This is a genomic window from Paenibacillus tyrphae (assembly GCF_027925525.1).
In the GTDB taxonomy this organism is placed as follows: Bacteria; Bacillota; Bacilli; order Paenibacillales; family NBRC-103111; genus Paenibacillus_G; species Paenibacillus_G tyrfis_B.
Map to the genome: position 1 here is coordinate 23502 of NZ_BSDJ01000004.1, position 12567 is coordinate 36068.

A 12567-nucleotide genomic window follows, 5' to 3' on the forward strand; every position below is an offset into this window, starting at 1 on the left:
AGGAGGATTAACCATGAGTACACAAACCGTTCTTCCGATCGATCGCGCAAGCTTGGTAGAGCTGTCCAAAGCGAGACAAGAGCCGGAGTGGATGACGACTCTGCGCGGGCAAGCGTTGGAGCTTGCCGGAACGCTCGAATTGCCGACATTGGAGAAAACAAGAATTGACCGTTGGAACCTCGCTTCCTTCGGAACCTATAAAGCGGGCGCCAAGCTCGCATCGCTCGAAGAGCTGCCGGCCTCGGCCAAGAGCCTGCTGCAGAACGACGGGCAAGGACACCCGGACAATCTGATCGTGCAGAAAAACTCGGGCGTCGTCTACAGCAGCGTCTCCGAGACATTGAAGCAGCAGGGCGTCGTGTTTACGAGCCTTGAAGAAGCGCTCCAAACCCACGGCGAGCTGGTGCAGAAATATTTTATGTCAGTCGTAGGCAAGGATGAAAACCGCCTAACGGCGCTGCATACGGCGCTTTGGAGCGGCGGCGTGTTCCTGTACGTTCCGAAAAACGTGCAGGTGGAAGTACCCGTACAAGCGCTGTTCGTGACGGACGACGCCGAAGCGAGCTTTTCGCCGCACGTCTTGATCGTTGCCGAGCAGCATGCGTCGGTGACTTACGTCGACAACTTCGTTTCCGAAGGCAGCTTGAACGGCCTGGTGCAGAACGGCGTTGTGGAAGTCGTCGTCAAGCCTGGAGCGAAGGTGACCTTTGCTTCGGTGCATAATTTGGACGAATCGATTACCGATCTGACGTACCGTCGCGCGCTCGTAGAGAACGACGGAAGCATCGAGTGGATCGTCGGCGAGATGCACTACGGCAACGCGATGTCGGATACGACGTCGATTTTGAAAGGCAACGGCTCCACCTCCGATGCGAAGGTGATCTGCGTCGGTACCGGCGAGCAGAAGCTGAATGTGTCCACCCGGGCCGTTCACTTCGGCAAAAGCTCCGACAGCCAGATGATTACCCGCGCCGTCATGCGCGACGGGGCAACGGCGATCATCAACGGCATTACCAAAATCGAGAAGGGCGCGACCAAAGCGAACGGCGAGCAAACGGAAAAAGTGCTGATGCTCAGCCCGAAAGCGCGCGGCGACGCCAACCCGATTCTGCTGATCGACGAGGACGACGTTACGGCGGGCCATGCGGCCAGCGTGGGTCAAGTGAACCCAGAACAGGTATACTATATGATGTCGCGCGGCGTTTCGCGTGAAGAAGCCGAACGGTTGATCATTTACGGCTTCCTGGCACCGGTGGTGTCTCAAATTCCACTGGAGCAGATCGCGTCACAGCTGCAGCTTCTCGTGGAAAGGAAGCTGGGACAATGAATACGGCGGACATACGCAGTCAATTTCCCATTCTTCATCAGGATGTGAACGGACATCCGCTCGTTTACCTGGACTCGGCAGCCACATCGCAAAAGCCGGTGTCGGTTATCGAAGCCGTCAAACGTTATTACGAGCTTGATAATGCGAATGTGCACCGCGGCGTTCACACGCTCGGCTCCCGTGCGACGGACGCTTATGAGGGCGCGCGCGAGAAGGTGCGCCGCTTCATCAACGCTTCGTCCACGGAAGAAATCATTTTTACCCGCGGGACGACGACGGCGATCAACCTGGTCTCCTCCAGCTATGCGCGGGCCGTATGCGGCGAAGGGGACGAAATCGTCATTACGCCGATGGAGCACCACAGCAATCTCATTCCATGGCAGCAGGTCGCGAAAGCGACCGGCGCTGTCTTGAAATATATCCCGTTGCAGCCGGATGGTACGATTAGTCTGGCGGATGTGGAAAAAACGATTACCGAGCGCACCAAAATGGTATCGGTCGTTTACGTATCCAATGTGCTCGGCGTTGTTAACCCGGTAAAGGAAATCGCGGAAATCGCCCATCGCCACGGCGCCAAAGTGATGGTGGACGGCGCACAAAGCACGCCGCACCTCAAAGTGGACGTTCAGGCGCTGGGCTGCGATTTTTATGCGTTATCCGGCCACAAGATGTGCGCTCCTACCGGGATTGGCGCGCTTTACGGCAGGAAAGAGCTGCTGATGGAAATGGAGCCGATCGAATTCGGCGGCGAGATGATCGACCATGTCGGCTTGTACGACTCCACATGGAAAGACCTTCCTTGGAAGTTCGAAGGCGGCACGCCGATTATCGCAGGCGCCGTCGGGCTGGGAGCGGCAATAGATTTCCTCGAAAGCATCGGCTTGGAGGCCATAGAGCAGCATGAGAAGCAGCTGGCGGCTTACGCGATGGAACGGATGCTGCAGATCGATGGCTTAACGATTTACGGTCCACAGCAAAATCGTGCGGGGCTGATCACGTTCAACTTGGACGATGTGCATCCGCATGACGTAGCCACCGTGCTCGACGCCGACGGGATCGCGGTACGTGCCGGCCACCATTGCTGCCAGCCGCTGATGCGCTGGCTGAATGTCACGGCAACCGCCCGTGCAAGCTTCTATCTGTACAATACCGAAGCCGATGTAGACCGGTTGGTCGCTTCCCTTATTAAAACAAAGGAGTACTTCGGCTATGCAATTGGATGATTTATACCGCAGAGTCATTATGGATCATTACAAAAACCCCCGCAACCGCGGCACTTTCGAGAATCAGTCTGTCAGTATCGATCTGAACAACCCGACCTGCGGCGATAAAATCCAGCTTCAAATGCAGGTCGAGGACGGCAAGGTCAAGGCGGCCAAGTTCGTAGGCGAAGGCTGTTCGATCAGCCTTTCTTCCGCTTCGATGATGACGGAGGCCGTAAAAGGCAAGACGTTGGAAGAGGCGCTGGAAATGGCCGAGAAGTTTTCCGGTCTGATGAAAGGCGAGCCTGTGGAATTCGAATACGAAGATTTGGAAGCTTTGTCCGGTGTGAACAAATTCCCAGCCCGGATCAAGTGCGCGACATTGGCTTGGAACGCGCTGCGCAAAGGAATCGACCAAGTGAACACCAACAAATAAGGAGGTATGGCACCCATGGCAAAGAAAATGCCGGAAATGGAAGAATATAAATATGGGTTTCGCGACGAGCACAAAAACGTGTTCCAGAGCGGAAAAGGCCTGACCCGCGAAATCGTGACCGAGATTTCCAGAATGAAGGGCGAACCGGAATGGATGCTGGAGTTCCGCCTGAAGTCGCTGGAACAGTTTTTGAAAATGCCGATGCCGCGTTGGGGCGGCAACATGGACGATCTGGATTTCAACGACATTCAATACTACGTGAAACCTTCCGAGAAGCAGGGGAAAACGTGGGAAGAAGTGCCGACCGAAATCAAGGAAACGTTCGACAAGCTCGGTATCCCGGAGGCGGAGCAGAAGTTCCTGGCGGGCGTATCCGCCCAGTACGAGTCCGAGGTCGTCTACCACAGCATGCAGAAGGATCTGGAAGAGCAAGGCGTGCTGTTTATGGACACGGACACGGCACTTAAGGAGCACCCGGAAATTTTCAAGAAATATTTCGGGACGATCATCCCGCCGAGCGACAATAAATTCGCCGCATTGAACAGCGCAGTATGGTCCGGCGGCAGCTTCATCTACGTGCCGAAGGGCGTGAAGGTGGAAATTCCGCTGCAAGCTTACTTCCGGATCAATTCGGAAAATATGGGGCAGTTCGAGCGTACGCTCATCATTGCCGACGAGGGCAGCTTCGTGCATTACGTCGAAGGTTGTACGGCTCCGGTCTACAGTACGAACTCGCTGCACAGCGCCGTCGTTGAGATCATCTGCCTCAAGGATTCCCGCGTCCGCTACACGACGATTCAGAACTGGGCACCGAACATTTACAACCTGGTTACGAAGCGTGCGGTTGCGGAAGAAAACGCGACAATGGAATGGGTCGACGGCAACATTGGCTCCAAGCTGACGATGAAATATCCTGCGGTTGTGCTGAAAGGCCGCGGCGCAAAAGGCATGGTGCTTTCCATCGCCGTTGCGGGCAAAGGCCAGCATCAGGATGCCGGTGCGAAAATGACGCACTTGGCGCCGGACACGACATCTACGATCGTATCCAAGTCGATCAGCAAGCACGGCGGCAAAGTAACGTACCGCGGCTTGGCTTCGTTCGGACGCAACTCGGAAGGCTCCAAGGCGAACATCAAGTGCGATACGCTCATTATGGATAACGAGTCGACGTCTGATACGATTCCATACAACGAAATCATGAACGACAACATTACGCTGGAGCACGAAGCGACCGTCTCGAAAGTATCCGAGGATCAGCTGTTCTACCTGATGAGCCGCGGCTTGACGGAAGCGGAAGCGACGCAAATGATCGTTATGGGCTTCATCGAGCCGTTCACGAAAGAACTGCCGATGGAATATGCGGTCGAGATGAACCGTCTCATCAAGTTCGAGATGGAAGGCTCGATCGGCTAAGTTTTCATTTTCGGGGAAACATGCAAATACGTGTCCGCAGCGACGTTTACGCTTAGGTGTAACGTCGCCCGGATACGTATTTTTTTTAGGACGAATGAGGGAGAGAAATGGACAAAATTCAATACCTGTCACAATTCAATCTGCTGAACTCGCTGTCGATGGAAGATTTGGTCGAAATGGATCAATTAACTTCAATAACAACGGTTGGGAAAAGTCAGTATATCCAAACACCGGATACTTTTGCCGAGGGGCTTTACTTTGTGAAGAAAGGGAAGGTCCGCCTGTACAAGCTTAACGCTGAAGGCAAGCAGTTCACTCTGGACATCCTAAGCGAAGGGAACGTATTCGGTCAAATGGCCGGAATTTCTTTTGGCACACGGGAGCTATACATAGAAACGGTAGAAGAATCTCATATTTGCTTGATGAATAAGGATAGATTCGAGAGTTTTTTAGTTCATCATCCCCGATTTATGATGAGCTTAATGAAAGTTTTGAGCGAGCGGATGATCGATATGAGCAATTTGGCTCAAAATCTGGCCCTTGCGAAGCTGCATGATAAAATTTTGTTTATTCTTGTTAAGCTTTCCGATCAGTTTGGAGTCACGGAGGATTGCGAGTTTTACAAAATCGATATTCCTCTTTCCCATCAAGAAATCGCCAATTTCGTCGGCGCAAGCCGAGAGGCCGTCACGGCAGCCTTGCAGGATCTTGTGAAAGAACAAGTGATTAAGACCGGATTCAAAACAATCTACATTCATCGAGGTAAGCTTTCGGAAAGGAACATCATGTAATGCTTCCGGCAGCAGTTGTAAAGTGGATTACATCTTTCCCTAAAGAAAAAGAAGTATCGTATAGAAGCGAAAACCTATACGATATGGAGAGATGATCTTATGGAAAAGTTGCCGTTTCAAAAATTGCAATCTGAATTGGAAGCAGCGACGGCACAGATGAAGCAGATGCTGCCTCAAGAAGTGCTGGATGCATTCGAGATATCGATCCGGGAGCTTCGGGAATCCGGTGCTGGTACCGGCTTGGAGCTTGGAACTCAGGCGCCTGACTTCACTTTGAACGATCATACAGGGAACATAATCACGTTGTCCGAGGAAACGGCTAAAGGTCCCGTTGTACTTACCTTTTACCGCGGCGCATGGTGTCCCTTCTGCAACTTGCAGCTGCTAGCCTATCAGAGAATATGGAATGACATTCAAGCGACCGGCGCTCAGCTCATTGCAGTTAGTCCCCAAACTCCGGATCAATCCATTCTCCTCAACGAAAAACACCGATTCAGCTTCCGGCTCGTAAGCGATGTGCATAATCAAACAGCAGAAAAATACAATCTGAAGTTTAGAATGCCCGATCATTTGCACGACATTTACAGGTCGCTAGGCATTACACTGGATGTCCTTAACGGAGATCATTCATGGGAGCTCCCCGTACCCGCTACTTTTGTTATCGATACAGCACGAATCATCCGTGCAGCGCAGGTGGATGCAGATTACAAAAAGCGCATGGAGCCTGCCGAAATCATGCAGATTTTGAACTCGATTTCGTCGTAGCAGGGGGCAGCGATGGATCAGGAAAAGACAGTTATTATATCCGACGTGATTTTACAGCGGAAGGGAGCCCGAAAGGCTGCCGATATCCCGGAAGCCGTGATTCAACTGCTGCAAAGGGGGGAGCTGCAGACCGTCAATCTTACGGAGTGGCTGGCAATCGATCATCTCAAGCTGTTGCGGCATGTACTCTGCACGCTCGAATTGCATAAAGAATCGGATGAGATGCTATCCGGTTTGGAACGATTGAACCAAAAGAAGATTATGAGTATGATCCCCGCCATTGCGAGAAAGTGGCTCAGCCTGTTGGACCATGTACCGGAAAAGGAAAACACCCGAATCTTCCATGCATTAGCTGACCATCGTTCAGACAGCATGCGCTGCTGGGCGGCTTATATGATCGGATTGGACGAACGATTAATGGTCATGCAGAAACTAACAGGCATTCGTCCGTTCGCTGCCGATTCCCATTTTGGCGTGCGCGAGATGGCCTGGATGGCGGTCAGGGAATCGATTTCTAACGAATTATTGCAAGCCCTCGATATTCTGCGTGAGTGGGTGTGCGATGAGCATTCGAATATCCGGAGGTTTGCGGTCGAATCGCTCCGTCCGCAAGGGGTCTGGGCCAAGCATCTTTCCGTATTGAAAGAGCAGCCCCAACTGGCGCTCTCGCTTCTGGAGGAGGTCAAGTCCGATCCGGTCAACTATGTTCAAGATTCGGTAGGAAATTGGCTGAACGATGCCGGTAAAACGAATCCGAACTGGGTGCGTCGAATTTGCGATGCATGGCTGGAAGCTTCGGATACGAAGGAAACGAAACGAATCGTGGCTCGGGCGACTGAAAAAATCAAAGAAGCAGGGGCATTAAGCTAAAGTTGAAAAACCTCCATCGCCACGTTAACGAATAAAGCGGCTATGGAGGTTTTCACGTTTAATTATAGCCCAGGTAGGCAACGACGGTGAAATCACCCGGCGAGTCTAACACAAGTCTATACTGTCCGTCGGGCTGATTCGAAGCCAAAGGAATCTTGAGGCGCGCATATTGACCGGCCACAATGGTTCCTGTCGAGTTGCTACCTACCAGCACATCTCCGGTCGGGGTAACCCGGTACAGCTTAACATTAACCCCGAGGCTGATCTGCCCGACGTTTATGAAGTTACCTTCGATATAAATATTGCCATGGGCTTGGACCGGCGCCCAAGTATCGTTACCTGTACCCGGCCCGCTTGAGGCCGCCAAACCAGAGGAAGCAAAACTGAACAGCAGGACAAGCACGAAAGCGATAGACGCGATTTTTCTTTTCATACCATCTCAAGCTCCTTTTTTCATAGAATGAATTCCACATGCGTTGGTTCTTTTGTTCCAGGCGGATGGTCTTCAACGTTTTGAATTCGCTTTCAATTTGAATGTTGTCGGTTAGCCGAACACCTCCCAATAGTAGCGTCATTGGGATATTCTGGGCTGTCGCAATAAACATACATTACCGTTAATACTAGTGTCTATACAGTTTACCTTAATTTTGTATGAAGTTTTTCTATAGACTGCAATCTTCCGGCAATTTATTCAGGAGGATTGCGCTTATTTGTTTCCAGCCAACCGGACGCATAGCCCCCTGACTCCTGCCTCATCCTATAAAGGGACCGAATTCCGGTGAAGTCACGAATGAGAGGAGGATGGTGCGATGATCGGATCATGGCGGCGTCCGGTGGCGGCCTCGCTGGTTGTATGCTTGCTGGTGGCAGGCTGCGGGCCGCAATTATCGAAGGAACAACGGCTTTCGAATCAACAGGGCATTCCAAGCAACCAGGGCCAAGCCGCAAACCGGTTAAAAAGCGAAGAAATCAACGGAAAAACGACAACGATCGGCCTGAACGGAGGATTTATTCGCATGCAGCCGCAGGGCCGGGTGGAAATGACGATTCCGGCCGTGACGATAGGTGGGACCTCTTATGTGGTCGGTTCCGATTTTGCCAAAATTGTCGGGTTCCGTTCCAATTGGGATCAAGCCAGGGGAGTATTTCAGCTGGGGGAGCACGATGCGTCTTACGAGCTGAAGCCGGGCCAAACGTCAGCACTGAGAGAAGATGAGACGGTGGCGCTTAACGAAGCGCCTGTACTTTTTAATTCCCAGATACATATCCCCGTGTCGGCGTTAAACCCGGTGTTCGCGAAAGATTTATCATTCGAAATTAAGGAACAAGCGGCGGTCGCCCAAGCGACCGACTGGGCGGTGAGCGGGGCGATCGACGGCCCGCTGGAGGCGAGCGCGGGAGCGGAGCTTGATTTCGGCGACGATCCGAAGGACCCGTTTCAAACAACAGGAGGGGCTTCAGCGATGAGGCTGGAGCGTGACCCGCTGCTGGAGGCTTCCGATGCCGTCGAGGCCATGAAGGAGCTGGACGGTTTCTCGGGCAAGGATGACATGGCAGTCCCCGTTCTGAGGCAGGTCGATATGAACGCTTTACTGACCCGGGCGCAGCGATACGTCGGCGTGAACTATTCGTTCGGCGCCGCACCCTATTCGACCTCCGGCAAGTTCGACTGCTCCACATTTACGCGATATGTGTTTACCAAATCCGGCATCACGCTGAACCGGACAGCCCGGGCCCAAGCCAAGCAAGGGACCGCTGTCAACCGAAAACAATTGCGGAAGGGCGATCTGTTGTTCTTTTACGTTCCCGGTAAGTTTCGCAGCCAGAAGACGGTCGGTCATGTCGGCATTTATCTAGGGAACCAGAGAATGATTCACTCGGCTCCGGAGCCGAAAGACGGCGTGCAGATTACGCATATCAACAATGCGTATTGGAAGCAGACGTTTTTGGCCGCCAAACGGGTATCCTCATAAGAAAGAAACAGCCCTGCCGATTGTCATCGGTCAGGGCTGTTCTTCGTATGTAAGGCAAACGTATATTAATCCGCGAAAATGTGCTCGACTTCCAAATCCGTCCGTTCCGACAAATCGATGAACATGCCGTCGAAATTGACGAGCGGCCGGAAAACATCGGTCGGATGGGTGAGTACGATCGTACCCGTTTCGCCGGAGGCCAGTTGAATTTTTTTGCCGATAAAATTAGGGACCATGTGCTGGATAAACAATTGCGTAATATGAGGATCAATTTGTCCGAAGCTGCACCGGTGAAGCTCACGCAGAACGAACAGCAGATCGCGTTTTTTCTGGTATACCCGGCTTGAGATCATCGCGCTGTAAATGTCCGCGACAGCGACGATCTTGGCCAGCGGATGAATTTCATCGCCGCGCAGGCCGTACGGGTAGCCGGACCCGTCGAGCCGTTCATGGTGCTGCAAAGCAGTCAAGCATACTTCCGCGGGCAGTCCCGAACGCTGCAGCAGTTCGTAGCCGTAGATCGAATGCTTTTTCACGCGTTCATATTCTTCCGCCGTCAATTTTCCAGGCTTTTGAAGAATAGCCGGATCGATGAAGCCTTTGCCTATGTCATGTAAATAACCGGCTTTACCGGCGAGCTCAGCATCCGCCTCCGATTGTCCGAGCCATTTGGCAATATAGTAGGAGATCATGCCTACTTGAACGCTGTGCTGATACGTATAATCGTCTGTACTGTTTAACACGAGCAGGAGCGAAACGACGTCCCTCTCCTGATGAACTTGCTCTACAAGTGGATTGAAACCGCTGTCAATTTGATCCTGGTATACGATGCCTTTTTGGGTCGCTTGCTCAAATATGCTTTTCATGCCGTCTACTGCTTCATGGTAGGCTGCTACTGCGGCAGCTGAGGCAGTGTGTTCCGTCTGCGCGGGTGAAGATTCGTCTCTTGCAGCGTCGGGCTCCGGGTCATCCGCACGAACGGCGATGTCCACTTCGTCGATATGATGCAGCTTCAGCTTCTCAATGTCATCGACGGAAAGCTCGGTATGGGCGGATAGGACCAGCAGTCCGTACCCGTTAAACGTATCTGAGCCGAGCCGATCGCCAACCTTGACTTGATGGATCGAAATGAGCACAACGGGTTCACCTCTGTCATGGGGTCACGGGACGTTTGCTGGAATAAACAAGTTGTCCCTTTTGTCTCATGATAACAGGAAAATGAACCCGAGGCACTCGAATTTTGTCGAATAAAAGGTAAAAATTAATTAATATTTAATCTATTTGTAACAATTACATTCCGATATAGCGGCTGTACAAGCTTTTGGCCACAGTAGGGTCTTCGGTGCCCTGCACGATCATCCTGCCGTCCGGGAAAAGCACCAATGTCAACGCTTCGTCCAAATGAAGCTTCAGAAGAAACGGGTTTTTCTCGATCCTTCCAAGCGGCTGAAGCCGTTCCGCCCATTCTTCCAAAGAGAGCGCAGCAGAGGCAACGGGCTGAATTTGGACGGAATTCCGGCCGCACAGCGTCTGGATCGTATCTTCCTCCAGCGAAGCATCCAGGTATTCGAATTGACGTTTCGCGCAGCAAGGGCAATCCGCTTTGCGCGCTTTCGACACGTCGATGGCGGCGTATTGGTTGTACCAGAGGTCCCAATGGACCATCTTGCGGTTTAACTGCTGATGGGCCCCCACAAGCAGCTTGAGCGCTTCGGCCGCTTGGTGGGAAGCGACCGTATGAATGATCGATCCGATCACGCCTGCTGTATCGCATGTTTCCGTCGTGCCCCGGGCCGGCGGTTGGTCGAACAAGCACCGCAGACAAGGCGTTTCGCCGGGAATGACGGTGTGCGAGACGCCGCGGGAGCTTACGGCGCCGCCGTAGATCCACGGAATTCCGTGCTTGACGCTGACGTCGTTAACTAAAAAGCGCACCACAAAATTATCCGTGCCGTCCAGAATAAGCTGGACGTCGGCCAGCAATTGCTCGGCATTGGCGAAGTTCAAGTCGGCCACGACCGGTTCGATGACCACGCCGGAGTTCGCAGCGCCAAGCCGGGCGGCAGCCGCTTCCGCTTTGGGCGCGGAGCCGGCCGCATCGGCTTCGTCGTAAAGCATCTGCCGCTGCAGATTGCTGCGCTCGACGAAGTCGCGGTCGATCAGGCGTACGAAGCCGATGCCGGCGCGCACCATATGATTGGCGAGCACCGTGCCGAGCGCACCCATGCCCACGATGGCGACACGGGCTTGCAGCAGCTTGGCTTGCCCGGCTTCGCCGATAGGGGCGAACAGCATCTGGCGCGAATACCGTTCCCGGTCCGCGACTTGTACGTTCTCCTGCTCCGTCATACTGTCAGATACGTTCATGCCCGCTTTTCTCCTTCCTGCGGCAGACCGGCCGCCGGATTCCAGGGGCCTTGCTGATGTCCCTTCCACTCCGAGCCGTCCTCCCATATTTCCTTTTTCCAGATCGGCACGATTTGCTTCAGCCGCTCGATGGCATAGCGGCTCGCTTCATAGGCGGAGTCGCGGTGCGGGGAAGATACGGCAATGACGACGCTCGTCTCGCCTACCGGCACCGTACCGAGCCGGTGCGTAATCGCGAGCCGCGTACCCGGCCAGCGCGAGGACAGCTCATCGCCGATTTGACGCATCGTTTTCAGCGCCATCGGCTCGTAGGCTTCGTATTCCAGCATCGTGGTCCTTTTGCCATGGGTGAACTCCCGAGTGGTGCCGACAAATGCCAGTGTCGCGCCATGGTCCGGGTGCAGCACTTTGGCCGTCACCTCATCAGCACGAATCGGATCGCGGGTGATAGTGTAGGGCTCCGGCTCGCCGCCGGAAACCGGCGGGATGAGCGCGACTTCATCCTGGCCGGTGATGCGGACCGCATCGTCCGCATATTGCTGATTCACCGCGACGAACGCTTGCTTAAGCACGTCCGTTGCGGCGGGGTAGCGGGTGGCCAGCAGCGCTTTGAGCTCCTGCGGCGTCAGCCCGTCTTGTTCTATGTCCAGCTCCAGTACCGGGGAACCGAAATGCTCGGCCAATCCGGCGAAAAGCAGCAGCTTTAGCTTCATGGTTGTCTACTCCTTTGTTCCAGCGGCCTTTCGAAGTCCGGCGAATGGGTCTCTGTGCGGCAGATGGTTGCTCCGGCCGCGTTAAGCTCGCGATTCACCGGCTTTGCGGGCTGTTCTTTTAAGTTTCAGCATACCATATTTTTAGCGAAAAATGATATAATGGTTGGTGATGTTTCAAGGGAGATGGAGGCGTAGCATGACTATAGAAATCGCAGATGAATACGTCGGCCGCGTCCGGTATACCGTAAGCGAGCTGGCGGCCATCGCTCCGCGAAGGTTCCCGGTGCAGGAGCGGGTAAACGGCGTTACGGGAAAAGCGTTCGACTGGCTCACATGGTACGAAGCTTGGGTTCGAGCTCAGCAGGCGGAGCCGGGACGGACCCCGACCCGTCTGGAGGTTGAAGGAGCGGACGAATTTCAAGCGGGCATTCCTTGGAGCGAATTGAAGCAAGCCTTGGTGCTCTATGAGCAGGAGGACGGCAGTCCATTGGCCAAAGGCTATCCGATCCGCTTGTACGTCCCGGACGGAAGCAGCGAATGCCTCAATGTGAAAAGCGTCGTGCGAATCCGGATTCTCTATGATGAAGAGGCCGCGGAAAAATCGGCGACGTACGGGTTCAAAAATACGATAACACCGGAGCAGCTGCTCAAGCCACGTTCTTGACGGCACGCTGCTCCGTTCATCCACTCGCTACTTGAAGGAAGGTGCC

Annotated in this window: 13 protein-coding genes; 9 read left to right on the top strand and 4 right to left on the bottom strand. The window is 53.6% G+C overall.

Annotation, left to right across the window (positions count from 1 at the left end; translation table 11 throughout):
- Positions 1 to 13: 13 nt before the first annotated feature.
- The 7 genes from sufD (at position 14) to QMG93_RS05520 (ending at position 6804) form a co-directional block, all read left to right on the top strand.
- Positions 14 to 1327 (top strand): Fe-S cluster assembly protein SufD, encoded by a 1314-nt coding sequence (gene sufD, locus QMG93_RS05490; RefSeq protein WP_281934278.1) that lies wholly within the window; start codon positions 14 to 16, stop codon positions 1325 to 1327.
- Positions 1324 to 2550 carry a cysteine desulfurase gene (locus QMG93_RS05495; protein ID WP_281934279.1) on the top strand — a complete coding sequence of 409 codons (1227 nt, stop codon included), beginning with the start codon at positions 1324 to 1326 and terminating at the stop codon, positions 2548 to 2550. Before sufD ends, QMG93_RS05495 begins: the two co-directional genes overlap by 4 nt.
- Positions 2537 to 2965: a Fe-S cluster assembly sulfur transfer protein SufU gene (sufU, locus tag QMG93_RS05500; protein ID WP_010492177.1), complete on the top strand. Its 429-nt coding sequence runs from the start codon at positions 2537 to 2539 to the stop codon at positions 2963 to 2965. The genes QMG93_RS05495 and sufU overlap by 14 nt, the downstream gene beginning before the upstream one ends.
- A 15-nt stretch (positions 2966 to 2980) precedes the next feature.
- Positions 2981 to 4378: a Fe-S cluster assembly protein SufB gene (sufB, locus tag QMG93_RS05505; protein ID WP_281934283.1), complete on the top strand. Its 1398-nt coding sequence runs from the start codon at positions 2981 to 2983 to the stop codon at positions 4376 to 4378.
- Positions 4379 to 4485: 107 nt separating this feature from the next.
- Positions 4486 to 5169 (top strand): Crp/Fnr family transcriptional regulator, encoded by a 684-nt coding sequence (locus QMG93_RS05510; RefSeq protein WP_281934284.1) that lies wholly within the window; start codon positions 4486 to 4488, stop codon positions 5167 to 5169.
- Positions 5170 to 5268: 99 nt separating this feature from the next.
- A complete protein-coding gene (locus tag QMG93_RS05515; protein ID WP_281934285.1) occupies positions 5269 to 5934 on the top strand; it encodes a peroxiredoxin-like family protein in 666 nt (221 codons plus the stop codon).
- Positions 5935 to 5946: 12 nt separating this feature from the next.
- On the top strand, positions 5947 to 6804 hold the full coding sequence (locus QMG93_RS05520; RefSeq protein ID WP_281934286.1) for a DNA alkylation repair protein: 858 nt from the start codon (positions 5947 to 5949) through the stop codon (positions 6802 to 6804).
- A 58-nt stretch (positions 6805 to 6862) separates the two neighbouring features.
- On the opposite strand, the gene QMG93_RS05525 is transcribed toward QMG93_RS05520, so the two are convergent.
- Entirely contained in the window at positions 6863 to 7237 is a 375-nt protein-coding gene (locus QMG93_RS05525; protein WP_281934288.1) for a hypothetical protein, read from the bottom strand.
- Positions 7238 to 7613: 376 nt separating this feature from the next.
- Between QMG93_RS05525 and QMG93_RS05530 the strand changes: the two genes are divergently transcribed.
- Positions 7614 to 8777 (top strand): C40 family peptidase, encoded by a 1164-nt coding sequence (locus tag QMG93_RS05530; RefSeq protein ID WP_281934290.1) that lies wholly within the window; start codon positions 7614 to 7616, stop codon positions 8775 to 8777.
- A gap of 65 nt (positions 8778 to 8842) precedes the next feature.
- Here the strand turns inward: QMG93_RS05530 and QMG93_RS05535 are convergent, their stop codons facing one another.
- The 3 genes from QMG93_RS05535 to moaD all read right to left on the bottom strand — a co-directional run bounded on the left by QMG93_RS05535 (position 8843) and on the right by moaD (position 11857).
- A complete protein-coding gene (locus QMG93_RS05535; protein WP_281934291.1) occupies positions 8843 to 9913 on the bottom strand; it encodes an HD-GYP domain-containing protein in 1071 nt (356 codons plus the stop codon).
- 154 nt (positions 9914 to 10067) lie between these two features.
- The gene (locus QMG93_RS05540; protein ID WP_281934293.1) at positions 10068 to 11144 is read right to left on the bottom strand and encodes a ThiF family adenylyltransferase; all 1077 of its coding nucleotides are present in this window, start codon (positions 11142 to 11144) and stop codon (positions 10068 to 10070) included.
- The gene (moaD, locus tag QMG93_RS05545) at positions 11141 to 11857 is read right to left on the bottom strand and encodes a molybdopterin converting factor subunit 1 (RefSeq protein WP_281934295.1); all 717 of its coding nucleotides are present in this window, start codon (positions 11855 to 11857) and stop codon (positions 11141 to 11143) included. The genes QMG93_RS05540 and moaD overlap by 4 nt, the downstream gene beginning before the upstream one ends.
- A gap of 196 nt (positions 11858 to 12053) precedes the next feature.
- Between moaD and QMG93_RS05550 the strand changes: the two genes are divergently transcribed.
- Complete coding sequence (locus QMG93_RS05550) at positions 12054 to 12521, top strand: hypothetical protein (RefSeq protein ID WP_281934297.1); 468 nt, start codon at positions 12054 to 12056, stop codon at positions 12519 to 12521.
- The last annotated feature ends 46 nt before the right edge of the window (positions 12522 to 12567 follow it).